General features: G+C 67.0%; 23 protein-coding genes. 5 read left to right on the forward strand and 18 right to left on the reverse strand.

Annotated elements, in window-relative coordinates; all coding sequences use genetic code 11:
* Positions 1-9: 9 nt before the first annotated feature.
* The 14 genes from AC13GA_RS04720 to AC13GA_RS04785 form a co-directional block, all read right to left on the reverse strand.
* Positions 10-222 carry a ParD-like family protein gene (locus AC13GA_RS04720; RefSeq protein ID WP_253077686.1) on the reverse strand — a complete coding sequence of 71 codons (213 nt, stop codon included), beginning with the start codon at positions 220-222 and terminating at the stop codon, positions 10-12.
* Between the two features lie 68 nt (positions 223-290).
* Entirely contained in the window at positions 291-650 is a 360-nt protein-coding gene (locus tag AC13GA_RS04725; protein WP_046983248.1) for a bleomycin resistance protein, read from the reverse strand.
* Between the two features lie 110 nt (positions 651-760).
* Positions 761-1,645, reverse strand: a complete 885-nt coding sequence (locus tag AC13GA_RS04730) for an arginase family protein (RefSeq protein ID WP_482997625.1) — start codon at positions 1,643-1,645, stop codon at positions 761-763.
* Positions 1,646-1,648: 3 nt separating this feature from the next.
* Entirely contained in the window at positions 1,649-2,713 is a 1,065-nt protein-coding gene (locus tag AC13GA_RS04735) for a GNAT family N-acetyltransferase (RefSeq protein ID WP_482997626.1), read from the reverse strand.
* A gap of 29 nt (positions 2,714-2,742) precedes the next feature.
* The gene (locus tag AC13GA_RS04740) at positions 2,743-4,143 is read right to left on the reverse strand and encodes an aspartate aminotransferase family protein (RefSeq protein ID WP_482997627.1); all 1,401 of its coding nucleotides are present in this window, start codon (positions 4,141-4,143) and stop codon (positions 2,743-2,745) included.
* Positions 4,144-4,207: 64 nt separating this feature from the next.
* Positions 4,208-4,924, reverse strand: a complete 717-nt coding sequence (locus tag AC13GA_RS04745) for an MtnX-like HAD-IB family phosphatase (protein WP_482997628.1) — start codon at positions 4,922-4,924, stop codon at positions 4,208-4,210.
* Between the two features lie 174 nt (positions 4,925-5,098).
* Entirely contained in the window at positions 5,099-6,301 is a 1,203-nt protein-coding gene (locus tag AC13GA_RS04750) for a DegT/DnrJ/EryC1/StrS family aminotransferase (RefSeq protein WP_482997629.1), read from the reverse strand.
* Positions 6,302-6,311: 10 nt separating this feature from the next.
* Positions 6,312-6,710: a DMT family transporter gene (locus AC13GA_RS04755; protein WP_041864489.1), complete on the reverse strand. Its 399-nt coding sequence runs from the start codon at positions 6,708-6,710 to the stop codon at positions 6,312-6,314.
* Positions 6,707-7,066 carry an EamA family transporter gene (locus AC13GA_RS04760; RefSeq protein ID WP_012510464.1) on the reverse strand — a complete coding sequence of 120 codons (360 nt, stop codon included), beginning with the start codon at positions 7,064-7,066 and terminating at the stop codon, positions 6,707-6,709. Before AC13GA_RS04760 ends, AC13GA_RS04755 begins: the two co-directional genes overlap by 4 nt.
* A gap of 1 nt (position 7,067) precedes the next feature.
* A complete protein-coding gene (locus tag AC13GA_RS04765; protein WP_136638306.1) occupies positions 7,068-7,904 on the reverse strand; it encodes an alpha/beta hydrolase in 837 nt (278 codons plus the stop codon).
* A gap of 80 nt (positions 7,905-7,984) precedes the next feature.
* Positions 7,985-9,364 carry a sensor histidine kinase gene (locus AC13GA_RS04770; protein WP_046983241.1) on the reverse strand — a complete coding sequence of 460 codons (1,380 nt, stop codon included), beginning with the start codon at positions 9,362-9,364 and terminating at the stop codon, positions 7,985-7,987.
* Entirely contained in the window at positions 9,361-10,044 is a 684-nt protein-coding gene (locus AC13GA_RS04775) for a response regulator (protein ID WP_004150098.1), read from the reverse strand. Before AC13GA_RS04775 ends, AC13GA_RS04770 begins: the two co-directional genes overlap by 4 nt.
* A 132-nt stretch (positions 10,045-10,176) precedes the next feature.
* Positions 10,177-11,304: a metallophosphoesterase gene (locus AC13GA_RS04780; protein WP_482997630.1), complete on the reverse strand. Its 1,128-nt coding sequence runs from the start codon at positions 11,302-11,304 to the stop codon at positions 10,177-10,179.
* 73 nt (positions 11,305-11,377) lie between these two features.
* The gene (locus AC13GA_RS04785) at positions 11,378-11,827 is read right to left on the reverse strand and encodes a winged helix-turn-helix transcriptional regulator (protein WP_136638302.1); all 450 of its coding nucleotides are present in this window, start codon (positions 11,825-11,827) and stop codon (positions 11,378-11,380) included.
* Between the two features lie 77 nt (positions 11,828-11,904).
* Between AC13GA_RS04785 and AC13GA_RS04790 the strand changes: the two genes are divergently transcribed.
* The gene (locus AC13GA_RS04790) at positions 11,905-13,089 is read left to right on the forward strand and encodes an MFS transporter (protein WP_482997631.1); all 1,185 of its coding nucleotides are present in this window, start codon (positions 11,905-11,907) and stop codon (positions 13,087-13,089) included.
* 24 nt (positions 13,090-13,113) lie between these two features.
* On the opposite strand, the gene AC13GA_RS04795 is transcribed toward AC13GA_RS04790, so the two are convergent.
* Positions 13,114-14,529 (reverse strand): GGDEF domain-containing protein, encoded by a 1,416-nt coding sequence (locus AC13GA_RS04795; RefSeq protein WP_253077679.1) that lies wholly within the window; start codon positions 14,527-14,529, stop codon positions 13,114-13,116.
* A gap of 286 nt (positions 14,530-14,815) precedes the next feature.
* Between AC13GA_RS04795 and AC13GA_RS04800 the strand changes: the two genes are divergently transcribed.
* Both AC13GA_RS04800 and AC13GA_RS04805 read left to right on the forward strand, forming a co-directional pair.
* Complete coding sequence (locus AC13GA_RS04800; RefSeq protein ID WP_253077678.1) at positions 14,816-17,065, forward strand: TonB-dependent siderophore receptor; 2,250 nt, start codon at positions 14,816-14,818, stop codon at positions 17,063-17,065.
* A 218-nt stretch (positions 17,066-17,283) separates the two neighbouring features.
* Positions 17,284-18,264: a cation diffusion facilitator family transporter gene (locus AC13GA_RS04805; RefSeq protein ID WP_136638298.1), complete on the forward strand. Its 981-nt coding sequence runs from the start codon at positions 17,284-17,286 to the stop codon at positions 18,262-18,264.
* A 37-nt stretch (positions 18,265-18,301) separates the two neighbouring features.
* Here AC13GA_RS04805 and nfi read toward each other — a convergent pair whose 3' ends face one another.
* Positions 18,302-18,976, reverse strand: a complete 675-nt coding sequence (gene nfi, locus AC13GA_RS04810) for a deoxyribonuclease V (protein WP_480982761.1) — start codon at positions 18,974-18,976, stop codon at positions 18,302-18,304.
* A 94-nt stretch (positions 18,977-19,070) separates the two neighbouring features.
* Here nfi and gpmA point away from each other — a divergent pair, with 94 nt between their 5' ends.
* Both gpmA and AC13GA_RS04820 read left to right on the forward strand, forming a co-directional pair.
* Positions 19,071-19,820 carry a 2,3-diphosphoglycerate-dependent phosphoglycerate mutase gene (gene gpmA / locus AC13GA_RS04815; protein ID WP_004150217.1) on the forward strand — a complete coding sequence of 250 codons (750 nt, stop codon included), beginning with the start codon at positions 19,071-19,073 and terminating at the stop codon, positions 19,818-19,820.
* Between the two features lie 209 nt (positions 19,821-20,029).
* Positions 20,030-22,123 carry a M13 family metallopeptidase gene (locus AC13GA_RS04820; RefSeq protein WP_136638295.1) on the forward strand — a complete coding sequence of 698 codons (2,094 nt, stop codon included), beginning with the start codon at positions 20,030-20,032 and terminating at the stop codon, positions 22,121-22,123.
* A gap of 196 nt (positions 22,124-22,319) precedes the next feature.
* On the opposite strand, the gene AC13GA_RS04825 is transcribed toward AC13GA_RS04820, so the two are convergent.
* The gene (locus tag AC13GA_RS04825) at positions 22,320-22,937 is read right to left on the reverse strand and encodes an HD-GYP domain-containing protein (RefSeq protein WP_428709204.1); all 618 of its coding nucleotides are present in this window, start codon (positions 22,935-22,937) and stop codon (positions 22,320-22,322) included.
* Positions 22,938-22,983: 46 nt separating this feature from the next.
* Positions 22,984-26,448 carry a transcription-repair coupling factor gene (mfd, locus tag AC13GA_RS04830; RefSeq protein WP_478474997.1) on the reverse strand — a complete coding sequence of 1,155 codons (3,465 nt, stop codon included), beginning with the start codon at positions 26,446-26,448 and terminating at the stop codon, positions 22,984-22,986.
* Between the last annotated feature and the right edge of the window lie 135 nt (positions 26,449-26,583).

Genomic DNA, 26,583 nt, shown 5'->3' on the forward strand with positions numbered 1-26,583 from the left:
GCCATTGGCTCAGGCCTGGCCCGGCGACAACAGCGGCGGCTGCACGCCCGCCGCCCGCAGTTCGCTGGCGACGATGTCCTGGAAGCTGAGCGTGGGGTTCAGCTCGCACAGCATGCCGACCCTGATCCAGAAATTGGCCTGGGCATTGATCGAGCGGCTGGAAACGGTGCAGGCACGGCGCAGCTGGTCGTGCAGGGTGTCATCGATGTTGACGATGCCCATGGGCGGTCCTGGAGGAGTTGATATACGAAGCGTATACGTTTCGTATATCCACCTCAAGGCCAAGCGGTTCAGCTGGCGTCGGTGGCAAAGCGCAGGCGGTTGCCGTCCGGGTCGTGTAGCAGCATCTCCCGGCTGCCCCATTCGGTGTCGTGTGGCGGTTGCTCGATCGGCACGTTGGCGGCACTGAAGGCGCGGTGCAGGCTGTCGACGTCGTCGACGATGAAGTACACCGCGCCGCCGACCTCGCAGTCACCGCTGTGTTCGGTGAGGAAGATCGTCTGGCCGTCGCGGGTGAGCTGGGCGAACAGCGGGAAGCCGGGTTCGAAGCGGTGTTCCCAGTCAACCACGAAACCGAGCCCCTGTACGTAGAACGGCACGGTGGTATCGGCGTGGCGCATGCGCAGCTGGGGGATGACGGTCTGGGGCATGGCGGCGGCTCCTGGGGTGGGAACCCAGTGTAGTGTCGGCCGCTGGCCGGCATCCTCGTGGGACTGGGAACAATGAGGTTGCCGGCCAGCGGCCGGCACGATCAACGCGATCAGCAGGCGGTCGGCACCGAGGCCATCGCCGCCAGTAGCTCCCGGTTCACCTGCTGGTGCCGCGCCTGCCACACCGGCAGATCCCCGGCGCTGACGTCGGGCTGGCCATCCAGCGACGACAGCCAGCGCTTGAAGCGGCTCTGGTAGTGGGCCAGCGACACTTCGCCGGTGATGTCACTGCCGGCCAGGCCACCGGCGCGCAGCGCTTCGATCACCACCAGTGCGTGTTCCAGCTGGAAGCGGCCCTGGTCCCAGTTGCTGCGGGCGACGTCCTCGGCGAACACGTCCTTGTCGATCGACAGGTAAGTCGGCTGCGGCGACTTGGCCTGCTCGGCGGCGAATGCGGCGACCAGCGCCTCCGGATGCTCGAAGCGGCGGAATGCATGGCCCATGCCCAGGCGGTGACCCCAGCCCACGTCCACGTCCATGCACCAGTACGTCAGCCGGCCGCTCATCAGCGGGCGCCAGTGGTTCTCCCAGGCATGGCCGAGGCCGATGTCGCTGGAGGTGATGCCGAGCACGTGGATGTGCGAGATCTGTGGCAGCTTGCTGGCGGCGTTCACCCACGAACCGCAGTGCATGCCGAACGGGAAACGCATGTTGTCAGGATGGTTGTCCAGCACCACCAGCTGGAACGGCGCCTGCGTGCGCATGCGCTGCAGCAGCGGCAGGCTGAGGTGATGGAAGTCGCCACTGCCGAGCATCACCGTGCCGAGCTGCGCGGGCAGCGGTGCCAGCACTTCAGTGGCGAAACGCTCCAGGGTCGCATTGCTGCAGGCGAAGCGCAGCGGGTCGTGCCACTGCGACAGGGCCAGGGCCTGCGCTTGTGGCAGCGGCAGCACGCCACCGTCCAGGTCCAGGATCAGCGGGGAACGCAACGGCATCGTTCAACCGCCTCCGTCCGGTTCGCCCTGCAGGTACGGGGCCAGCCTGCGCAGGGCTGCACGCAGCAGCGGAGAACGGGCGTGGATCGCATGCCGGGTGGAGGTGAAGCTGGCACCCAGTTCGGCCTTGATCCGCGAATCGGTCCAGCCGGCCACGTAGTGGCTCAGGCGGTGCTGCAGCGCGTACTCGAGGTTGTGCATCCAGCTGACCGCGTACAGGTTGTGCTCGCGCGATTGCGGATAGGCCAGGCCGATGTACTTGTCCACCAGCTTGCCGGCATGCACGTAGCACAGGTTCCAGCCGATCAGCTGGCCCTGGTGGCGGTACAGGAACATCCGTCCCTGGCCCTGGCTGTCGGCCAGAAGATGCTGGAAATAGGGCAGGTCGAGCTGGTCGAAATGCACCGCGCTCTGCGCGAACACGCCCAGGTACAGCGCGTACAGTTCGGCCTGCAGCTGCGGGTCGGCCAGCGCCGGATCACCAGTGGCGACGCAGTCGATCTGCAGGTCATCCCGCGAGCGCAGCTTGCGCCGGATGTTCTTGCGGCGCGAGGACGACAGGCGGCCGAGATAGCCGTCGAGCGAATCGAAATCGATCGCCACCCAGGCCAGCGGCATGCCTTCCAGTTCAACGAAGCCGCGCGCCAGCAATGCCTGCAGGAACGCGCCGCTGTGTGCGTTGGCGGCGTCGTCCAGCAGCGGTGAATCGATGGCCAGGTCCTTGACCACCAGCAGGCGCGTATCGCCGGTCGCGTGACGCGTCACGTCCTCGGCCAGTGCCTCCGGCGCGACGTGCGCCGGCAGCGGGGTGTACTCGGTGCTGGTGGCACCGATGAAGCGGGTCTGCCAGGTGATCCACGGCCGCCACAGGCGCGACAGCGGCAGGCCGAGCAGCTTGCCGCGGAGTGCGTCGTCCATCGTGGTGGTCAGGTCCAGCGGCGCACGGAAGGTCGGCAGGCCACTGGGCAGGCGGCCTGCCTCGAAACCGAGCGGCGGGTGGGCCAGGAAGCCTTCCAACAGCGCGGCCGGTTCCAGCGCGGTGCTGGATGCACGTGACGTCATCTCCATCGGCACGGGAACCGGCAGCGCATCCGACCTCAGCCCTTGGCCTTGGTCAGCGCCTGGTCGAGCAGGGTGATCGCCAGGTCGATCTCTTCGTAGCTGATGTCCAGCGACGGCGCGAAGGTGATCACGTTCTTGTACCAGCCACCCACGTCGAGCACGAGGCCCATGCGCTTGCCGTCGTGCAGCAGGTCACCGGCCAGGCCGATGTCGACCATGCGGTCCAGCAGTTCCTTGTTCGGGGTGTAGCTGTCGGTCTGGCAGATTTCCGCACGCAGGGCCAGGCCCAGGCCGTCGACATCGCCGATTTCCGGGTGGCGCTTCTGCAGGCCACGCAGGCCGTCGAGGAAGTACGCGCCCTTTTCCGGCACGGTGCGCTCGTAATCCATTTCCTTGCCCAGCTTCAGCACTTCCAGGCCCAGGCGCGTGCCCAGCGGGTTGGAGTTGAAGGTGGAGTGGGTGGAGCCCGGCGGGAACACGGTCGGGTTGATCAGCTCCTCGCGCGCCCACAGGCCCGACAGCGGGTTCAGGCCGTTGGTCAGCGCCTTGCCGAACACCAGCACGTCCGGGGTCACGCCGAAGTGCTCGATCGCCCACAGCTTGCCGGTGCGCCAGAAGCCCATCTGGATTTCATCGACGACCATCAGGATGCCGTACTTGTCCAGCACGCGCTTGAGGCCGGTGAAGAAGTTGCGCGGCGGGATGACGTAGCCGCCGGTGCCCTGGATCGGCTCGACATAGAACGCGGCGTACTCGGCCTGGCCGACCTTGGGATCCCACACGCCGTTGTACTCGCTTTCGAACAGGCGCTCGAACTGCCACACGCAGTGGTCGGAATACTCGTCCGGGGTCATGCCCTTCGGGCGACGGAACGGGTACGGGAACGGGATGAACATCGCGCGCTCGCCGAAGTGGCCGTAGCGGCGGCGGTAGCGGTAGCTGGAGGTGATCGACGACGCACCCAGGGTGCGGCCGTGGTAACCACCTTCGAAGGCGAACATCAGGCTCTTGCCGCCACGCGCGTTGCGCACGATCTTCAGCGAGTCTTCAATGGCCTGCGCGCCGCCGACGTTGAAATGCACGCGGCCGTCGAGGCCGAACTTCTCGTGCATGTCCACGGCAATGGTCTTGGCCAGCTGCACGCGGGTCGGGTGCAGGTACTGGCTGGCCACCTGCGGCAGGGTGTCGATCTGGTCCTTCAGCGCGTCGTTCAGGCGCTTGTTGCTGTAGCCGAAGTTGCAGGCCGAGTACCACATCTGCAGGTCGAGGTAGGGCACGCCCGCACCGTCGAACATGTAGCTGCCTTCACCGCGCTGGAAGATCTTCGGCGGGTCGACGTAGTGGACGGTGTCGCCGAAGGAGCTGTAACGGGCTTCGTCGGCCAGCAGCTGCGCGTCGGAGGCGGCTGCGTCGGCGTTCTTGTCAAAAATGTTCATGCAGTTCGGTTCCGTGAAGGACGTTCGAAAGAGGACAACAGGGGGCGTGCTTGGAAGGGAGTGCTCAGGCGGTGGCCAGCAGCAGCGGCAGTGCGGCAGGCTGCGGGCTGGCGTCGATGCGACGTGGCTGCAGCAGGCTGCCATCAAGCAGGCGCGGCAACAGTGCGATTGCATCGTGGAAGGTGTCGATGGCGGCATGCTCGATGCCGGCATTGCTGCAATGGGTGATCAGGCGACGCTTGGCGAACACGAAGTCGGCGTCTTCGGACACGCAGAAGTCCGAGCTGCCATCGCCGATCATCAGCACGCGCGGTGCTTCTTTGGCGCGTGCCTGTGCGGCGCAGGTGCATTTGCAGGTGCCGCTGCGGCAACCTTCGGCCTGGTAGGGCGATTCCAGTTCCCAATGGTCATCGCACCAGCGCAGGTGGTTGGCCACCACCGGCAGCGGCGGCAGGCCATGGTTGGCGAGGATGCGGTGGATCGCGTAGTCCAGACCATCACTGACGATGCGCAGCGGCAGGCCGAGCTGGTCGGCACGGGTGACGAAGGCGGCGAATCCCGGATCGATCTGCACCTGGTCCAGGTGGGCATCGAGCGTGGCCGGGTCGAGCTTCAACAGCCGCACCTGGCCCTGCATGCATTCACGCGAACCGATCCGGCCGGCTTTCCACTGCTCTTCCAGTTCCTGCCAGCCCGGCTGGCCGTACTTCTCCAGCAGCGAGTCGATGACATCTTCGAGGCTGATGGTGCCATCGAAGTCACACAGGATGCTCCAGCGCATGGGCAGGTCCGTCGATGAAAGAAACGTCCGGCGCGATGCCGGGGCAGGCTCAATGTAGGCAGGCAGCCTTTCTCGTTCCTTTCCTGTTGAAAGCCCGCATTTCCGGTCGGGGAAAGCGTTCAGGAAGGTGCAGGGATGAATGCGTGTGGCGCAGGTCATGCCTGCGCCTGAAGGTCAGGCCCGGGCGAGTGCCTGCAGGATTTCGGCGGTGTCTTTACGGGTCTGCCAGGCGCTGTTGCCGAGCGTCAGCATGCGTGCGGCGAAGTCGCGCGCGTTGGGCATCGGGTCACCCGGCACGATGCCGCGCAGGTAGGTGTAGTCGGGCAGGGCATGGATGAACATGCGGCTGACTCCGAGCCCGCGCGGCCACAGCTCTTTCAGCACGCCATCGCGGGCCTGCTGGCTGGGCAGCAGCAGCATCAGCATCGGCCAGGTGCCGCCGGTACCGGCCAGTCCATCGACCACTTCCACCGCCGGCAGTTGCGCCAACTGCACCCGCAGTTGCAGGGCGCGCAGGAGTCCAGCCTGCAGGAAGGCAGGCAGGCGCCGCGCGGCATTGGCTCCGATGTTCTGCCGCCATCGGCTGACCCGGTGCTGCGGGATATCCAGCGCGAAGATGTCACCCACCGCTTCTTCGAGATCGCCACGCTGCAGCGCACGGCGTAGCGGATTGCCATACACCAGCGACAGCAACGGCGGGCGGTAGCAGGCGGCCAGGCCGAGCAGCTGAACGCTGCGCAGCAGCTCCCACCGAAGGTTGAAACGCGTCTGCTCGGCGGCATGCTCGGCCAGTGCCGCGCGCAACGCATCGTCACGACTGACCAGCAGGCCGCCTTCATGCAGGCTCAGGCCCTTGCCAGCGGCGAGGCTGAAGAATCCGATATCGCCACGCAGGCCGACACTGCTGTTGCCGACCCGTGCACCCAGCGCCTGTGCGGCATCTTCGATCACCCAGGCGCCCGCGGCGCGCGCAACTTCATTGGCCAGATCCACATCGGCAATGCGTCCTCCCAGGTGGGTAGGCAGGATCGCAAGCGTGCGCCCATCGGCCAGCCGCTTGAGCTGGCCCGGATCGAAGTCGAAATGTCCGCGACGGGTGTCGCACAGCTGCACACGCAGGCCCAGGCTGTGCACCGCGATCGGTACCAGTGGGCAGGTATAGGCCGGCATGATCACGGTATCGCGCCTGGGCGCGCGCCTGCGCAGCGTACGCAGCGCGATCAGCAGCGCGTGGGTGCCGGAGCAGGTCAGCTGCAGCGGAGGGGTACCCAGTTGGCTGGCCAGGATCTCGCGCAGGTCGCCACCGCCGGGAAGGAAGTCGCTGGCCTGCATTGGCAGGCCAGCAGTGGGCGGCAGTTCGCGCGCGAACAGGCTCATCGCAACGCGCTCACGTCGTGGCTTCGGCAGGGCTGTGCGGGTCGTCCGCCTCGGCACGGCCGAGGCAGACGATGCCGGCCACGATCAGTACCGCACCGAGCAGATGATGCAGCGTCAGTGGTTCATTCAACAGCCACGCCGACAGCAGCAACACGCTGATCACCTCCAGGTGCGAGGCCGCGAAGGCAGGTCCGATCGGCGCGTGGCGCAGCAGGCTCATCCAGGTGAAGAACGCGCCCACGTAGCCGAGGATCGCGCCGTACACCCAGGGCTGCGACAGCACGCGCAACAGCCAGGCGGTATTGGCTTCGACCGGCAGCGCGGCATCGCCGGCGTACTTGAAGCACAGCTGGGCCAGCGTATCGAAGGCCATCAGCAGCGGGAAACCGATCACATACAGGCGCCTCACGAGCCGGCCCCCACCACCGCCACGCCGGCAGTGACCAGCAGCATGCCGGTCACCCGCAGCGGTGTCAGTTTCTCGCGGAACAGTATGCGGCCGGCGATCATCAGCGCGACGATGTTGATCGAGCCGAGCAGCACGCCCTTGGACAACGGCACCAGTGACAGGAACGCGATCCAGGCGACGAACTCGAGCACATAGCAGGCGATTCCCAACCACAACCAGGGCCGGCTCAGCATGTGCTTCCAGCGCTGCAGGCCCTCTGCTTCATTCGGGTCGCTGGCGGCGGCCTTGAACGCAAGCTGGCCACCGGTATCGAGCACCACGTTGACCAGCCACAACAGCGTGGCGAGTGACCCCATTTCAGGCCACCGCCTTGAGGACGCCGCTGCGTTCACCGATCTCGCTGAAGAAGCGCGCGCTGCGACGGATCACGTCGCGCCGTTCGCGATCGATGGTGATCATGTGGTAGCTGTCTTCCAGCACCACCAGTTCCTTCGGGCCGCTGACCCGCGATATCACCAGCTCGGCGTTGCCCATGCTGGCCACGTCGTCCTCGCGGGCGTGCATCACCAGACAGGGGGCGGTGACCTGGTGCAGGTGGCGGCGGGTCCAGTTGCTCAGGGCGCGCATTTCGGCCAGGGCATGCCAGGGGTTGCCCGGCAGGCCGGCGGCGGCGCTGTCGCCGGACAGCATGGCTGCGCTGACCTGCGCGCGCAGGCGCTCGTCACGCAGGCCGTAGGGCGGCTCTTCCATGAACATGCGATCGCGGCCGATGTTGAAGCGCTTGAACCACGGCAGCAGGAACGAGAAGCGGGCCACGGCCGGAATGTTCCAACCGTCGTAGCGGAACGTGGCGCCGTATACGCCCACGCCGGAAACCCATTCCGGGCGGCGCGCAGCCAATGCCAGCGACAGTACCGCGCCCATCGACAGGCCGCCGACGAACAGCTGGTCAACCTTGCCGCGCAGGGTCGCTGCCGCATCTTCCACGCCCTGGTACCACTGTTCCCAGGTGGTCGCCAGCAGGTCGTCGACGCTGCCGCAATGGCCGGGCAGCTGCACGCCGTGCACGGTGAAACCGGCATTGTTCAGGCCCTTGCCCAGCATGCGCATTTCCGCTGGCGTGCCGGTCAGGCCGTGAACCAGCAGCACGCCCTGCGGGCCACCGGGGAGGAAGAAGTCGTGCGTTTCGGTCACCTGGCGGCTCCGGGGCGGCAGTGGGGATGGTCAGGATCGCAAGCGCGATTTTCACCAGCCTTTCAGCGCCCCGGACCGGGTCAGGGGGCCTTCAGCAGCGGCAGCGTGATGGTGACCTTCAGTCCGCCGCCGGCACGGTTGAGGAAGCCCAGGCGTCCACCGAAGTGCTCCACGGCCTCGTGGGCGATGGCCAGGCCCAGGCCGGTGCCGCTGGACGTGGTGCCCGGGGCGCGGAAGAAACGCTCGCCCAGCCGTGGCATCACGTCCTCGGGCACGCCGGGGCCGTTGTCCTCCACGTACAGCTCCACATCATTGTCGTCCAGCGCCTGCACGCCGACCGTGACGGTGGCGCCGCGGCCTGCATAGCGCAGGGCATTGTCGATCAGGTTGTCCAGCGCATCCTGCAGCAGGGCGCCGTTGCCGAGCACACGCAGCGGCTGGCTGCTGCCGCGGTAGCCGAGGTCGATGCCATCGCGGATCGCTTCCGGCACGCGGGTGCCCACCCATTGCGGCAGCAGGGTGCCAAGATCCAGCGCTTCGACGGTTTCCGGCACGGTCTGCGCGCGGCTCAGCGCCAGCAGCTGGGTGCTGACCCGCGCGGTGCGCTGGTTGAGCCGGCGGATGTGCTGCAGCGCCTCGCGCACGGTATCCGGGTCGCCATGTGCCAGCGCCTGGTCCACGTGCAGGGCCATGCCGGCCAAGGGCGAGCGCAGCTGATGCGCGGCATCGGCGATGAAGCGGTTCTGCAGCGTGATCATCTCCGCCTGGCGGGCGAACAGGCCATCGATGGTGCTGATCAGCGGTTGGATTTCTTCCGGTACGTCGGCATCGGAGATCGGCGCCAGCTCGCCACGGCGCTGTGCCAGGCGGGTGGTCAACGGGGTCAGGATGCGCAGGCCATAGGTCACGCCGAACCAGACCAGCGCCGCGGTACCCAGCGCCAGCATGGTCATCAGCGGGATGATGATCATCAGGATCTCGCGCGCACGCTGTCGGCGGTCGGCCATGCTCTCGGCCACGGTCACCGCCAGCTGGTCCTGCGGGTCGTTCATCGCCTGCGTGCAGACGGTGGCCATGCGCACCTGCTGGCCGTTGAGGGTACCGTCGTAGAGCGCAGGATGCACACCCGTGCAGTCCTGCGAAGGAGCGTACGGGCTGAAGTCCGCATTGCCGCTGAGCGTACCCATGCGGCTGCTGTCGACGTTGAAGTAGCGATGGCCGTCGGGGTCGTACTCGATCAGGAAGCGCGCCTGCGGAGACAGGTCGCTGGTCACCGGCATGGTGCTCAGCATCTGTGCGAACGAATGCGTGTCGTCGATCAGGTTGCGGTCGTGGATGCGATTGGAATAGTCCAGCGCAACGTAATAGGCAAGGACCGTGTTGAAGATCAACAGGCCCAGCATCGGCAGCGCCAGGAAGGCGAGCAGGCGCCGGCGCAGGCTGGGCGGGCCACTGATCACGGCGTGCTGTCGTCCTGCGCGTCTTCCAGCATGTAGCCCAGCCCGCGTACGGTGCGGATGCCGATGCCGCCGGGTTGCAGCTTGCGGCGCAGGCGATGCAGGGCGATGTCCAGGCCGTTGTCGGTCAGGTCCTGGCCCCAGTCGCACAGCGCTTCGACCAGCTGTGCGCGCGAGACGATGCGTTCGGCACGCACCGCCAGTGCGGACAGCAGGCCGAATTCGCGTGCGGTCAGCTCCAGCGACTGCTCGTCGATCCACACGCGGTGTCCGGCCAGATCCAGCCGCAGGCGGCCGATGCGCAGGTCCGGGTTGCCATTGCTGGTGACCCGGCGCAGCTGCGCACGCACGCGCGCCTCGAATTCGTCCAGCGCGAACGGCTTGACCAGGTAGTCATCGGCGCCAAGGTCGAGCACCCGCACGCGTTCGGCCAGGCCGTCACGGGCGGTCACCACCAGCACTGCCAGGCCATCACCGCGCTGGCGCAGGCGCTGCAGCACGTCACGGCCGTCCAGCTGCGGCAGGCCCAGGTCCAGCACCAGCAGCGCGTACTGGGTCGAGCCCAGCGCGGCATCGGCGTGCGCGCCGTTGTCGACGTGGTCGACCACATGGCCCTGCCGGCGCAACGAGGCGCACAGGCCGGAGGCGATGTCCGGGTCGTCTTCAGCAATCAGAACGCGCATGCGCGTGGGCTCCAGTAGCAGTCAGGCCGGCCGGATGATCGCGGTGGGCCTCTCGGCTGCCGAGGGTAGCCGCAAACCGGGTGAAGGGGGAGCGCGCTGGCGCTTGCAGGCGCCGCCGCGCTGTCCTTCCATTCAGTCCTGCAGGCCGGGCTCGCCCTGCGCCAGCGGCACCCGCGAGCCATCCAGCAGGCCCCGGCTGAGCGTGCTGTTCTCGATGAACAGCAGTTCGCCGTTTTCACCGTTCTTGATGCTGCTGTCGATGGCGATCACGCGGTCGCCGTGGAAACTGCTGACGTGCGGCATCGAGGTGTGGCCGACCACGATGCGCTTGAGCTGCAGGCGATCCAGCACCGCCTGTACGCCCTGCGTATCGAGGCGGCCATCGAAGTAGCCGCGGTACCAGATCGGGCTGGTCTTGCCGTCATACAGCGGCGCGGTGGCCGGGTCGGCCTTCACTTCGGCCTTGGGCACGCCCAGCGACGCCTGGTAGGCCGCATTGGTGCGAGCTGGCTCCAGCGCCAGCTCCACCGCCTCGGGCGAGATGCCGCCATGCAGGAACAGAGTGTCGCCGATCTTCAGCAGCACCGGGCGGGTGCGCAGCCACTGCCCGATCACCGAATCGGCACCGTACAGCTGCGGGTAGCTGCGGCCGAGCAGCTGCGCGCTGCGCAGGTACTTCGGATTGACGTAGCGGAGGTCGTCGTACAGCACCATGGTTTCGTGGTTGCCCAGCACGAAATGCACCGCGCCGCCGGCGGCGGCCGCCTGCTGCTGCAGGCCGTACAGCAGCCAGAACGCTTCGGTTACCTGCGGGCCGCGGTCGAATACATCGCCGGCGACCACCAGCGTGTCCTTGCCCAGTGCCCAGCGGTCCTGCGCATCGATGACCTGGTTGGCGCGCAGCAGGCGCACCAGCAGCCCGTACTGGCCATGGATGTCGGACAGCGCGACGATGCGCGGCGCAGCCGGAAGCACGGAGGCCGAAGGCGCGTTCGGTGCCGCCACATGCACGGTGTGCCCGTAGCCACAGCGCGCTGCGATATCGGTGCCTGCAGTGCCCATGGCAAGTGTGCGCGACTCGACCTTGTCGGCGCAGATCCACTTGGCCTGCAGTTGCTCGCCCTGGCGGAACACATAGGGGCCATCGGCGTCCACATGGGCGGCGGGGGCCGCGACCTCGCGTGCCTGCGTGGTTGCTGCGGCGCAGGCCAGCACCGGCAGCAGCAGGGCGGTCAACAGGGAAGGGCGATAGCGCGACATCGGCAGCGTCCGGCAGCGGAAAGGCCTGATCCTAACCGGCGTGGCCGGGCGGCGGTGTGCGCGAACGGGCGGGTCAGCTGCTGCCGCTCCCGTCCTTGAGCTTGCGCACACGGGTGGCAGAGGCTGGCAGCGGTTCGCCATCGCGACCGCGTGGCTGCATGTAGGGCAGCGGTCGCCGTGTGCTCGACTCGATCAGCTGGGAGTGCGCTTCACCGGCGCCGAAGCGGTGGCGCTCGCCCCACTGGCGCAGGGCGACCAGCAGCGGGAACAGTTCCAGGCCAGCGGCGGTGAGCACGTATTCCTGATATGCCGAGCCGTCGGAGGCGGGCTGCAGCCGCAGGATGCCTGCTTCGACCAGCCGGCGCAGGCGGTCGCTGAGGATGTTGCGGGCCGCACCGAGGCTGCGCTGGAAATCGCCAAAGCGGGTGACGCCATCGAAGGCATCACGGATGACCAGCAGCGCCCAACGGTCACCGAGCAGATCGGCGCTGCGGGCAACGGGGCAGGGGCTGTCGGCGTGCATGGTGGACCTCTCTGATGTGGTTGCAGTTTAAAACCAATGGCAGTAGCCTGCATCAAGTTTCAAATTGCAACTACATCATGACTGCAGCACCCATCCCACGCCCCCTGCTGGTCCTGCTCGCGGTTGCCGCAGGTGCCAGCGTTGCCAACGTCTATTACGCACAGCCATTGCTGGAACGCCTGGCACAGGCCTTTGCGCTGGACCCCGCGCTGGCCGGGGCGGTACTGGCAGCGACCCAGGCGGGCAGCGTGTTGGCCTTGCTGGGCCTGCTGCCATTGGCCGACAGGGGCGATCGCCGGCGCCTGCTACGCCTGCAGTTGATGGCGCTGGTGGTCGCATTGCTGTGGTTGGCGGCCGCGCGAACGGCCGTGTGGCTGTTGTCGGGCATGCTTCTGGCCGGCCTGCTGGGCACCGCGCTGACCCAGGGGTTGATCGCCTACACCGCATCGCTGGCACCGGCTCAGCAGCGCGGGCGCGTGGTCGGCATGGTGCAGGGCGGTGTGTTCATTGGCCTGCTGCTGGCGCGTGTAGTGTCCGGCGTGGTGGCGGCCGCCGTTGGCTGGCGCGCGGTCTATCTGCTGTCGGCGGCGCTGATGGCGGCGTTGGCAGTGCTGCTGTGGCGGCGTCTGCCGGCGGTGCCGGTACCGGTGGTGCCGCCGGGCTGGCGTGCCTTGATGGGGGCGATGCTGGGCATGCTGCGCGATGACCGGACGCTGCGTGAGCGCGGTCCGTTGGCACTGTTGCTGTTTGCCGGCCTCAATGTGTTCTGGGCGGCAGCGCCACTGCCGTTGTCGGCGCCACCGCTGCACTGGTCGACTGCCGCCATCGGTGCGCTGGGCCTGGCTGGGGTGATCGGTGCGCTGTTTGCGGCGCGGGTCGGGCACTGGATGGACCGTGGATTCGCGCATCGGGTCAGCCTCGGCGCGCTGCTGCTGATGCTGGTCGCGTGGTGGCCGCTGCTGGGGTTGCCGCATTCGGTGGGCATGCTGTTGCTGGGCGTGGTCGTGCTCGATCTGGGCGGGCAGGCGCTGCATGTATCGAACCAGGCCCTGTTGCTGCGCGCGCCGGGCGAACAGCATGGGCGCCTGGTGGCGCTGTACATGCTGTTCTATGCGCTGGGCAGTGGTGCTGGTGCAGCGGCCGGGCCCTGGATGCAGGCGCGCCATGGCTGGCCGGCGGTATGCCTGCTGGGCGCCGGCATCGCGTTGCTGGCGCTGCTGTGGTGGGCGGCGTGGCGGATACCGCGCCGTACCGCAATGTAGCGACGCGCGCGCCCGGGGTTGCCGCTACCGCTGCAATGCCCGCCGCCCGGGGGCTTCCTGCAGTGCATCGCTGGCCACCACCACTCGGTTGCGGCCACTGCGTTTGGCCTCGTACATCGCCGCGTCGGCACGGGCCATCAGCCGCTCGTAGTCCGGATGACCATCATGGCCGGCGACACCGATGCTGGCGGTCAGGCTCAATACCTGGCCGTTGGCCAGCGGTACCGGCGATTGTGCGATCTGCCGGCGCAGGCTTTCGGCAATCACTGCCGCCTGTGATTCGCTGGCGGCGACCAGCACCACCACGAATTCCTCGCCACCGTAGCGGAACAGATAATCGCTGCCACGGGTGAGCTGGCCGAGCACCCCAGCCACATGCTGCAGTGCGCGGTCACCCGCATCGTGGCCGTGGCCGTCGTTGATCGCCTTGAAATGATCCAGGTCGAGCAGCAACAGCGAGAACGGCGTACGGTTGCGTGTAGCCAGCTCGATTTCCCGGCGCAGCACGGTCGGCAGGAAGCGGCGGTTGAGCAGGTTGGTCAGCGCGTCGCTGCCGGCATCGAGTTCGCCGATGCGCTCGAACAGCAGGGTCATCAACGTGCGGATCGCGGCCAGGTCCTCGCGGATCGCTGGCAGCACTGTAAGCCGCTGCGCAGGATCATCGGCGGCGGCCCGCTGCAGGCAGCCGTCGATACGCGCCATCAGCTGGTCGACCTGCTGTGTCTCGCTGCTTTCGCCGAAGCTGGGAATGCCCTTGTGGGTGAACCACAGGCCAAACTCGGAAGTGGCCAGGCTGGCGCCGTCGCTGCCCTGCACATGGCCGGCCAGGGCGTAGAGCAGCGCGTTTTCCCAGTCCAGCAGCAGCGCGCGCTGGCGCTCGCGCTCGGTGCTGACGTTCTGCACCAGCGAGAACAGCCGGTACGCAGCATCGGCGCGGGTGGAGCGTTCGCGGGCATGGGTGTAGGCCAGGGTCATGCCTTCCATGGCGATATCCATGATCGCGCTGAGGCAGTCGATGGCGGCGAACGCAGTGTCGCTGTCCGGCGCATCGTCGCGCAGGCGCACGAACAGTTCATGCTTGAGCACGCGTGCGCCACGGGTGACCAGGTCGACCGGAATGCCGACGCGGGCGTGCACGTCGCCGATGATCCGTTGCGAGGCCACCGTGTTGGCGATGCCGCTGGCATCGGTGGTCAGCAGCTGCGCCAGCCAGCGCTGCATGGCCGGCTGCAGGCGCTGCTTGACCTGGTCGTGGGAAAGGAAACGGCGTGCACGGGTGTCCTGCAGCAGCACTTCGTAGAAGCGTTGGGCCAGGGCCGGTGGGGCATCGGCGGCCGCGGCATGCAGCAGCGCGGTGGCGGCAGGGCCGGCCTGCAGCAGGCACTGCTGCCAGGCCTCGGCCAGCGGCTGGCTGGCGTCGTCCAACTGGGGTGGTTCCACGTCGATCTCTGATTGCGTACGGCAAACCACGGGTATCGGCCGTGGCGGCGTGCGGTTGATGGCGGGCTAGCCGACCAGTTTAAGCGCGATGCAGGCTTGCGCGGTGCGCAAAGCACATCGGCACGGCTGCGGCAATGCGTGAACGCATTTGAGAATCACTCGCATTGATGGGAGAATGCGCGCACGGATCGGGCTGTGGCTACCTGCAGCGGCGCTCCGCCTCCCCCTCGTCGTTGCCTCAAGCCCTTTGCCAGAGGCCCCGTTGCCCTGCCAGAAGGTCCAGATCATGTCCCGAGCCGTTGTCCCTTCGCCGCGCCCGCTGGCGCTCGCCGTTGCCGCCCTGCTGGCCGGCAGCGCGCTGACCGCCCACGCTGAAACCGACGCCACCGATATCGACACGGTGCATGTCACCGCTTCGCAGATCGCACGGCAGGCGCTGGGCACCTCGACCATCACCGCCGAGGACATCGCCAAGCGGCCGCCTGCCAACGACATCGCTGAACTGTTGCGGACCATGCCAGGTGTCAACCTGACCGGCAACAGCGCGTCGGGCCAGTACGGCAACAACCGCCAGATCGATCTGCGTGGCATGGGCCCGGAAAACACCCTGATCCTGGTCGACGGCAAGCGCATCGGCGCGCGTGATGCTGTGCGCATGGGCCGCAGCGGTGAGCGCAATACCCGCGGTGATACCAACTGGGTGCCGGCGGAAATGATCGAGCGCATCGAAGTGCTGCGCGGCCCTGCAGCGGCGCGCTATGGCTCCGGTGCTTCCGGTGGCGTGGTCAACATCATCACCAAGCGCCCGACCGGCGATCTGACCGGTGCGGTCGACCTGTATGGCCTGGTGCCCGAGCACAGCGCCGAAGGCGGCAGCGAGCGCGTCGGCCTGCAGCTGAGTGGGCCGATGACCGACACCCTGTCGTTCCGCTTGTACGGCAATCTCAACAAAACCGATGCCGACTCACTGGACCTCAACCGCCAGTACGCCACCAACCCCAACGCAGTGCCGCCAGCCGGCCGCGAGGGCGTCAAGAACCGCGACGTCAACGCGCTGCTGCGCTGGGACGTAACCGCCAACCAGGTGGTCGAGTTCGAAGCCGGCACCAGCCGCCAGGGCAACATCTATGCCGGCGACCGCGCCGTCAGTACCACCGGCACCTCGACACCGATCGATCTGGGGGCTTTGGCCGAGCAGCAGGCCGAGACCAACCGCATGTACCGCAATACCGGCGCGATCACCCATCGCGGCCGCTGGGGAGACGTGACCTCGCGGGTAACGGCGGCAGTGGAAGCGGTGAACAACTCGCGCATCAATGAAGGCTTGGCCGGTGGCCCTGAAGGCAGCTTCAACGGCACCGACTGGTCGACCTCGCGCCTGCGCAATTACCAGCTGGACGGCGAAGTGAGCTTCCCGACCACGCTGGGCGGTGCCGAGAACATCTGGACGCTGGGCTTCGAGTACCTGGACAGCCGTCTGACCGACCCGTATTCGATGAGCCAGTCCAGCAGCAGCGGCGGCGGCTTCCCGGGGCTGTCGGCCGACCGTGCGCGCGGCAAGGCCGATGCGCAGACCACCGCTGTATTCGTGGAAGACAACATCTATCTGGGCGAGCGCTGGATCGTTACCCCGGGCCTGCGCTTCGACCATCACAGCCAGTTCGGCAACAACACCAGCCCCAGCGTCAACGCGCAGTTCCGTATCAACGGCGACTGGGTGGTGAAGGGCGGCATCGCGCGTGCGTTCAAGGCGCCGAACCTGTACCAGTCGAATCCGGACTATCTGTACTACACCCGTGGCAATGGCTGCCCGAACGCACTGCCGAGCCTGGGTGCCGGCTGCTACATGCGCGGCAATGCGGACCTGAAGGCGGAAACCAGCCTGAACAAGGAACTAGGCATCGAGTGGGCACCGCAGAGCGGCTGGCAGGCGTCCTTGACGTACTTCCACAACGACTACAAGGACAAGATCCAGGCCGGCTACACCCAGATCGGGCTGACTGCCGATACAAAGGGCCGCATCTTCCGCTGGGAGAATGCACCGAAGGCGATCGTGCAGGGGCTGGAAGGCAACCTGGTGATTCCGCTGCTGGGCGAGCAGGGCAACCGCCTGAAGTGGAGCAACAACTTCACCTACATGGTGGAGAACGAGAACAAGAGCACCGGCCAGCCGCTGTCGGTGATTCCGAAGTACACGATCAACACGATGCTGGACTGGCAGGCCACCGACAAGCTATCGCTGCTGCTGACCGGCACGTTCTATGGCAAGCAGAAGCCGGCTACCACCAACATCAACAATGATCCGCGTTGCACCGGCACCTGCGATCCGTCGATCGCACTGCAGGATCGCGGTGCGTACAACATCTGGGGCGTGAGCGCGCGCTACAAGGTGACCGAGACGGTCAGCTTCGGCTTCGGCGTCAACAACCTGGCCGACAAGCGCCTGTTCCGCGAGGCCAACAGCAGCGATGCCGGCGCGGCCACCTACAACGAACCGGGCCGCGCCTACTGGGCCAGCCTGCGATTCGGGTTCTGAGCACACGCGGGTAACGGCCCGCTGCGTTCGTCAGGCATGGCCTGGCGCTACGGGGTAGCGCCGGGCCGTGCACGATGGTATCGCCCAGCAATCCGCGCCCCGGTAGCGCCGGGCCATGCCCGGCGAAGGTATCGGTGGCCTGCAATGTTATAAACACCGTGATAGTTTCCCAACGCCCTCCGGCGTAGCCTGCCTCCCATCGCAAAGGAGCTGTTGCCATGGGCCACGACCACGATCACCTGCCGTCCGAGATCCGCCACGAGAAACCCTTGTGGTGGGCACTCGGCCTGACCTCCACCTTCCTCGTTGTCGAAGTGGTGGGTGCGTTCTGGACCAACAGCCTGGCGCTGCTGTCCGACGCCGCGCACATGGCCACCGACGCTTTGGCGCTGATGATCGCGCTGGTTGCGGTGAGGCTGAGCCGGCGCCCGCCGGATGCGCGTCGCACCTACGGCTATGCACGCCTGGAAGCGCTGGGCGCGATGATCAACGGCGCGATGCTGTTCGTAGTCGCTGGTTACATCCTGTGGGAGGCGATCGGGCGCTTCCGCGAACCGCAGGAGATTGCCTCCTCCGGCATGCTGGTGATCGCCGCCGCGGGCCTGGTCATCAATCTGATCTCGATGCGCCTGCTGCAGGCCGGTAGTGGCGAGAGCCTCAACGTGAAGGGCGCCTACCTGGAAGTGTGGGCGGACATGCTTGGCTCGGTGGCGGTGATTGCCGGCGCGTTGTTGATCAAGTGGACCGGCTGGAAGCCGATCGACCCGATCCTGGCGGTACTGATCGGCCTGTGGGTGCTGCCACGTACCTATGTGCTGATGCGCGAGGCGATCAACGTGCTGCTGGAAGGCGTGCCCAAGGGCATGGACGTGGCCAAGGTGCGCGACAGCCTGTCAGGTCATGCCGCCGTGCTGGACGTGCATGACCTGCATGTGTGGGCGCTGGCCTCCAGCACCCCGGCGCTGACCGCGCACATCGTGATGCGTGATGGCACCGACGCTGATTCACTGCGTCGAGAGCTGGGCGGCCGCCTGCACGATGACTTCGGTATCGAGCACGTGACGCTGCAGATCGAGGCCGACCACTGCGGCGAAGCCTGTGGTGAGCCGGCACCGGCCAAGGGCGGTGAGCACGAGGGCCATGAAGGGCATGACCACGGCGAGGATGCACAGGGTCATCGTGGCCACGTGCATCGCTGATCGACATTGAAGGCCGCGCCGGGGATGCCCGCTGCGGTCATTCGTCCCGCCGCGAGGCCAGCCGATCCGCCAGCCGGGTCGGCTCCGGCAGCCGATATCCGCGCAGCGTGCGCTGCACCCAGTCCAGCGCAGTATCCGCACTGACCCGATGGCCACCGGCCACGAACAGCGGCTTGCAGCGCAGCTTGCTGCGCAGCACCCAGCCGAGCTGCTCGTTACCGTCCAGCAGCGGCGTATGCGCGCCGGCGTCTGTGCCCGGTTCGACGAAGCGGCCCACCAGTTTCGATTTGGCCACGCCGATGCTTGGCAGATCGGTGACCACGCCCAGGTGGGCGGCAATGCCGAGCCGCCGTGGATGGCTGATGCCGTGGCCATCGACGAACGCCAGGTCCGGTACGTGCGGCAGCAGCGCCAATGCGGCCAGCAGCGCCGGCAACTCGCGGAAGCTGAGCAGGCCGGGGATGTAGGGCATCACAGTAGGGATGCGCGCGATTTCCTGCGCCACAGGCAGCAGCGTCTTCGCATCCAGAAGTACCGCCGCGGCACGGGTGGTGGCGCCGTCATCCTCGAAGCCAACATCCAGCCCGGCCAGCCAGCGCACCGTGCGTGGCAGCCGGTCCTGGCGTTCCACGCGACCGGCCAGCTGGATCTGCTGCTCGCGGGCGGCGGCGACGCTGCCTTCCCAGCGTCCGGGGTCGATCACCGTATTCATTGGTTGCAGCATCGCATGTGTGGGGCCACGGCGCGGTGAGCGGCGCCCGGGGCTACAATGGCGGCCTGCCTTTCCTCGCGTTGGAGACCCTGCAGTGACCCGTAAACTCGTACTGTTGCGCCATGGCCAGAGCCAGTGGAACCTGGACAACCGCTTCACCGGCTGGGTCGATGTCGACCTGACCGAGCAGGGGCGCCGGGAAGCGGCTGCCGCCGGTCGCCTGATGCGCGAGGAAGGCCTGCAGTTCGACGTCGCCCACACCTCCGTGCTGAAGCGCGCCATCCACACCCTGCAGGGGGCGCTGGCCGAGCTGGAGCAGGACTGGCTGCCGGTGAACAAGTCCTGGCGCCTCAACGAACGCCATTACGGTGGCCTGCAGGGCCTGGACAAGGCCGAGACCGCCGCCAAGCACGGCGAGGACCAGGTCAAGGTGTGGCGTCGTTCGTACGACATCCCGCCGCCGGCGATGGACCTGGAAGATCCGGGCCACCCGATCCATGACCGCCGCTACGCCGGCCTGGATCGCAACGCGCTGCCGGGCACCGAATCGCTGGCGACCACCCTGGATCGCGTGCTGCCGTACTGGCACGACGCCATCGCGCCGCAGCTGAAGGACGGCAAGACCGTGCTGGTCACCGCCCATGGCAATTCGCTGCGCGCGCTGTACAAGTACCTCAACAACGTGTCGCGCGAGGAAATCCTCGAGCTGAACATCCCGACCGGCATTCCGCTGCTGTTCGAGTTGAACGACGACCTGACGGTGAAGTCGTTCCGCTACCTGGGCGACCCGGAAGCGGCCCGCAAGGCCGCTGAAGCCGTGGCCAACCAGGGCAAGGCGAAATAACAACGAAGGGCCGGCGCAAGCCGGCCTTTCGATTTGTAGAGTCAGGCCATGCTCGATTGCTCTCCGTTCCGGGTTCATGACCCCTGCGGCAAGAGACCAGCAGCAGTCGAGCACGGCTCGACTCTACAGAAGCGGTGCCCTGTGACCTTTGGCGGTCCCCGCCGCGGGCCTGCCCGGCTACCCTGTGAAATTACCCGCAGGAGAGCCTCATGAACTTCCGCAACCTGGCCCCGTTGGGCCTGACCATCGCCATCGCCGCCTCGCTGGCTGCCTGTGGCAAGAATGAAACCGCGCCGGCCGCCAACGCCGACGCCAAGCCGGCCTTCGACCAGTCGCAGATCAAGACGCCGCTGATCTCGCTCAACAGCGCCGACCTCGATCCGGCCATTTCGGCCTGTACCGACCTCAATGGCTTCGTCAACAGCAAGTGGCTGAAGGCCAACCCGGTGCCGGGCGACCAGACGACCTGGGGCAGCTTCGAGATCCTTCGCGAGCGCTCGCTGGAAGTGCAGCACGCACTGGTGCAGCAGGCCGCCGCCAGCCAGGCCAAGGCCGGCTCGGTGGAAGCCAAGATCGGTGACATCTGGAAGACCGGCAACGATGAAGCCAAGATCGAGGCCGCCGGCCTCGCTCCGCTGCAGCCGCAGCTGGACAAGATCACCGCACTGAACGACACCGCCGCCATCACCCAGTACCTGCGCGACAGCCAGGCCGAGGGCAAGGGCGTGCTGTTCTCGCTGTTCGCCAATGCCGATTACAAGGATTCGGCCAACGTCATCGCCTACGTGGGCCAGGGTGGCCTGGGCCTGCCGGAGAAGGGTTACTACTTCGACGATGCGCAAGCCAAGATCCGAGACGCCTACGTGGCCTACATCGCGCAGGTGCTGACGCTGTCCGGCGTGGACGCGGCGCAGGCTGCCGAGCAGGCCAAGGCCGTGATGGCCTTTGAAACGCGCCTGGCCAAGGCCTCGATGTCGCGCATCGAAATGCGTGACCCGGCCAAGCGCTACAACCCGCTCAGCGCCGCCGATGCCGACAAGCTGACCCCGAACTTCAGCTGGACCGCGCTGTTCGACACCCTGAAGGTGCCGGCCGCGCAGAAGTTCTCGCTGGCCCAGCCGGGCTTCTTCGGTGAAATGGACAAGATGCTCGCCGACGTGCCGGCCAGCACCTGGCAGGCGTACCTGCGCTTCCACACCATCGACGACGCCTCGCCGTACCTGAGCAGTCAGTTCGAGAAGGCCAACTTCGATTTCTATGGCACCACCCTGCGTGGCCAGAAGGAAATGCAGCCGCGCTGGAAGCGCGTGCTGGAGTCGGTCAACGGCGGCATGGGTGAAGCCCTGGGCCAGCTGTACGTCGACGCCGTGTTCCCGGCCGAGTCGAAGGTCGCCATGCAGCACCTGGTGGAAAACCTGTCGCAGGCGCTGAAGGCGCGCCTGGAGCAGCTGCCGTGGATGGGCGAGGAAACCAAGAAGAAGGCGCTGGAAAAGTGGGCCAGCTTCACCCCGAAGATCGGTTACCCGGACAAGTGGCGTGAGTGGACGGGCCTGCAGACCAGCGGTGACAGCTACCTGGGCAACATGCAGGCAGCGCGTGCGTTCAACTACCGATACATGCTGGACAAGATCGGCAAGCCGGTGGACAAGACCGAGTGGGGCATGACCCCGCAGACCGTCAACGCCTACTACAACGCCACCAAGAACGAGATCGTGTTCCCGGCAGCGATCCTGCAGGCGCCGTTCTTCGACGCCAAGGCGGATCCGGCATTGAACTATGGCGGCATCGGTGCGGTCATCGGCCACGAAATGATGCACGGCTACGATGACTCGGGCAGCCAGTTCGCCGCCAACGGCAACTTCGACAACTGGTGGACCGACGCTGATCGCAAGGCCTTCACCGAGCGTACCGACCAGCTGGTCGCGCAGTTCGATGGCTACGAGTCGGTGCCGGGCGTGTTCGTCAAGGGCAAGCTGACCCTGGGCGAAAACATCGGTGACCTCGGTGGCCTGACCGTGGCGTATGACGCGCTGCAGATGGCGCTGAAGGAAGACCCGAAGGCGAACGTGGAAGTCGACGGCCACAGCCAGGACCAGCGCTTCTTCATGAACTGGGCCACCGTGTGGCGCCGCAACTTCACCGATGGTGAGCTGCGTGTGCGCCTGAACACCGACCCGCATGCCCCGGCCAACTTCCGTGCCAACGGCGCGCCGTCGAACATGCCGTCGTACGCCGCTGCATTCCAGTGCAAGGCCGGTGACGCGATGGTGCGTGCCGACGACAAGCGCGTGGTGATCTGGTAACCGATCGCAGGTGATGCGTGAAGCAAGGCCCGGCGAACGCCGGGCCTTTTTTCTTCTAGGCCGGTAGCGAGGGGGGGCTGGTAGAGTCGACTGTTAGTCGACTATCGCGCGCAGCGCGGGATTTTCGCGATCTGGACGAATAGCAGTCGACTAATAGTCGACTCTACCGGCGGGTCGTTTCACGTGCGGGAAGATCTCATGCCAACTCAGGCTCCCGCGCCAGCATGCGATGGAAGCGTTGCAGCACGTAGGGATCGATCAGGCCGCCGGATTGCTCGTCAATGATCCGCATCACCTTTTCGTGTTCCATCGCAGTGCGGTAGGGGCGCACGCTGGTCATCGCATCGTAGGCATCGGCGATGGTGACGATGCGTGCGCCGAGTGGAATGTCCTCGCCGCGCAGGCCGTCGGGATAGCCACTGCCATCGAAGGCCTCGTGATGGGTACGGATCAGCCGTGCCACCGGTACGGCATCGCTGCGGCCGGTGGCCATGAAAATATGCTCGCCACGCACCGGATGCTCGCGCATGATCGCGCGCTCCTCGTCGGTATGCCGGCGCGGGGCCAGCAACACATCGTCGGGAATGCCGATCTTGCCGATGTCGTGGAAACGGGCGGCCAAGCCGATCTGCGCGCAGGCTTCATCGTCGAGGTCGCAGCGTGCGGCCAGGCGCTGTGCGAGCAGGCCGACGCGGTCGCAGTGGTGGCGGGTGTAGGCGTCGCGCATCTGCAGCGACATCGAGAGGGCATCGATCAGGCAGGCCTGCGCATGCAGCAGGTCGGGGGCGGGTACGGCGTCAGGGAACATGGTCATCCGCCCGCACCGGGTGGGGGCCGGTGCGGGGTGTTCGGGGGGGCGATCAACCCGGGGCGAGGGTGGTCAGAAGGGCGCGGGCCGCATTGAAGCGGTCTTCCGGCAACGGCAGCGGGTGCTTGATGCGCAGCTTGTCAGGCCCTTCCATGGCGTAGAGGTTCGGTTGTTTCTGGATCAGCTGGATCACCGCCATCGGATCGATGTTCGGCTTGGACTCGAACACGATGCGGCCACCGTTCTCGCCCAGATCCAGCTTGCGGATGCCCAGCGTGTTGGCTTTCAGCTTCAGCTCGGCAATGGCGAACAGGTGCTTGGCCGCATCCGGCAGCAGGCCGAAGCGGTCGATCATCTCCACCTGCAGTTCGCGCAGCGCATCACTGTCGCGCGCGCTGGAGATGCGCTTGTACAGGGTCAGGCGAGTGTGCACGTCCGGCAGGTAGTCTTCCGGAATCAGTGCCGGCACGTGCAGTTCGACCTCGGCACCGCGCACTTCCTCGCCGGCATCCAGGTCGGGGAGCTTGCCCTGCTTGATGCTGCGTACCGCGCGTTCCAGCAGCTCGGTGTAGAGGCTGAAACCGACCTCGGCCATCTGCCCGCTCTGGTCTTCGCCCAGCAGTTCACCGGCACCGCGGATTTCCAGATCGTGCGTGGCCAGGGTGAAGCCGGCGCCGAGTTCGTCCATCGAGGCGATCGCTTCCAGGCGCTTTTCCGCGTCAGGGGTGATCGAACGACGGTCGGGGGCGACCAGGTAGGCGTAGGCACGGTGGTGCGAACGACCGACGCGGCCGCGCAGCTGGTGCAGCTGGGCCAGGCCGAAGCGGTCGGCGCGGTTGATGATGATGGTGTTGGCGTTGGGGATGTCGATGCCCGATTCGATGATCGTGGTCGACAGCAGCACGTTGAAGCGCTGCTTCTGGAAATCCAGCATCACCTTTTCCAGTTCGCGCTCCGGCATCTGTCCGTGGGCAATGCCGATGCGCGCCTCCGGCACCAGCTCGGACAGCTCGCGCTGCATGCGGCCGATGCTTTCCACGTCGTTGTGCAGGAAGTACAGCTGGCCGCCACGCGCCAGCTCGCGCTGGAAGGCTTCGCGCAGCAGCGCGTTGTCCCACTGGGTGATGAAGGTCTGCACCGCCAGCCGGTTCGGCGGCGGCGTGGCGATGATCGACAGGTCGCGCAGGCCGGCCATGGCCATGTTGAGCGTGCGCGGGATCGGCGTAGCGGTCAGGGTCAGCAGGTGCACGTTGGCGCGTAGCGCCTTCAGGGCTTCCTTCTGGCGCACGCCGAAACGCTGCTCCTCGTCGACGATGACCATGCCCAGGTCCTTGAACTTCACGTCCGGCTGCAGCAGGCGATGGGTGCCGACAATGACGTCGATGGTGCCGGCGGCAACCTTCTCCAGCTCCGCTTTGATTTCCTTGGTGCTCTTGAAACGTGACAGCACCTCGACCTTCATCGGATAGTCGGCGAAGCGGTCGCGGAAGTTGCGATAATGCTGTTCGGCCAGCAGCGTGGTCGGCACCAGCACGGCGACCTGCTTGCCGGCGCTGGCGGCGGCGAACGCGGCGCGCACTGCGACCTCGGTCTTGCCGAAGCCGACATCGCCGCAGACCACGCGGTCCATCGGCTGGCTGCTGGACAGGTCGCGCAGGGTGGCGTCGATCGCAGCCAACTGGTCCGGGGTTTCTTCGAACGGGAAACCGGCGGCGAACGGCTCGTACATCGCGCGGTCCACCTGCAGTGCGAGGCCGGCACGCGCCTGGCGACGGGCCTGGATCTCCAGCAGCTCCGCAGCCACATCGCGCACCTTCTCGGCGGCCTTGCGCTTGGCCTTGCTCCACTGCTCGCCACCGAGCGAATGCAGTGGCGCGGTTTCCGCTGAAGCGCCGGAGTAGCGGCTGATCAGGTGCAGCTGGGCCACCGGCACATACAAGCGGTCGCCCTTGGCGTATTCGATTTCCAGGAATTCGCCGGGCATGCCGCCGACGTCCATCGCGATCAGGCCACGGTAGCGGCCGACGCCATGGTCCTCGTGCACGATCGGCGCACCCTCGGTCAGTTCACCGAGGTCGCGGATGATCGCTTCCGGTTCGCGGCCGGCACGGCGCGTGCGGCGGGTGCTGCCGGCGCGCTCAGGGAACAGCTGGCGCTCGGTCAGTACCGCGATGCGCGGATCGTCCAGCGCAAAGCCATCCTCCAGCGGCGCCACCGCGATCGCGAAGCGCGCGTCGTCGGCGAGGAAGCTGGGCAGGTCGGCCACTACCGGTGGTTTCAGTTCGGCGGCCTGCAGCACTTCCAGCAATGCCTCACGGCGGCCGGGTGAATCGGCGGCGATCAGCACGCGGCCCGGGTAGTGGCCGAGGAAGGACTTCAGCGCATCGCCGGCCGGTGCTTCGCGTGCGGCCACCGGCAGCGGCGGCAGCGGCTGGTCGCCCAGCGCATGGGCATCTGCGATGCGCGCGTGGTCAGCCGACCATACCTCGATGCGAGGAGTGTCGTTCAGTCGCTCGCGCAGCAGCTCCGGCGACAGGTACAGCGCCGATGGCGGCAGCAGCGGCCGTTCCACATCGTGGCGGCGCTGCTCGTAGCGCTCGCCAGTCTGCGCCCAGAACACCTCGGCAGCTTCGCCGGCCCCGGCGCAGACCACCGGCAGGCTGCCGTCGGGCAGGTAGTCGAACAGGGTCGCGGTGCGCTCGAAGAACAGCGGCAGGTAGTACTCGACGCCGGCCGGGGCCAGCCCGGATTTCAGGTCCTGATACAGCGAACTGCGCCGGGTATCGACATCGAAACGCTCGCGCAGCGTGGCCAGCACGCGGGCGATGCTGGCCTCGTCCATCGGCACTTCGCGGCCCGGCAGCATGTGCACCGCCTCGACCCTGTCCAGCGAGCGCTGGCTTTCCGGATCGAAGGCACGGATCGAGTCGATGTCCTCGTCCAGCAGCTCCACGCGCAGCGGCTCGTCGGCACCCATCGGGTACACGTCGAGCAGGCCGCCGCGCACGGCGAAGTCACCCGGATCCATCACCTGCGGCACGTTGCGGTAGCCGGCGCTTTCCAGGCGGCGCTTCTCGGCTTCCAGGTCCAGGCGCTGGCCGACCTTCAGGTCGAAGCTGCCACCGATCACGTAGCTGCGCGGGGCCAGCTGCTGCAGCAGGGTCTGCACCGGCACGATCACCAGACCGCGCTTCAGCGCGGGCAGGCGGTGCAGGGCGGACAGGCGCTGCGAGATGATGTCCGGATGCGGGCTGAAGCGGTCGTAGGGCAGGGTTTCCCAGTCCGGGAAGGCAACCACCGGCAGGGCAGGGTCGCCGCCGAGCAGGGTGTGCAGGTCGGCTTCCAGCTGGTTGGCGCCGTGGTTGTCACGGGCGATCACCAGCAGCGGGGCGTCGTGCGCACGCGCGGCCTGGGCCAGATACCAGGCCAGGGCGGTCGGCGAGGCGGGGGCGCGCCACCAGGCGCGGAGCTGGCCGGCGCGCGGCAGCGGCGGGGCGGGGTATGAGGTACGCGACATGGACCCCGGATTTTAGCAGAAGCCCGATCGAAGCCCGGTGGGTCGCGCCGGCCGATGGCCGGCAGCCTCATGTGCCGTTGGGGGAACGCAATGCCGGCCAGCGGCCGGCACTACCGGAATGCATCGCCGGGCACG

The sequence above is a fragment of the Stenotrophomonas sp. 22DLJC03 genome, assembly GCF_056861405.1.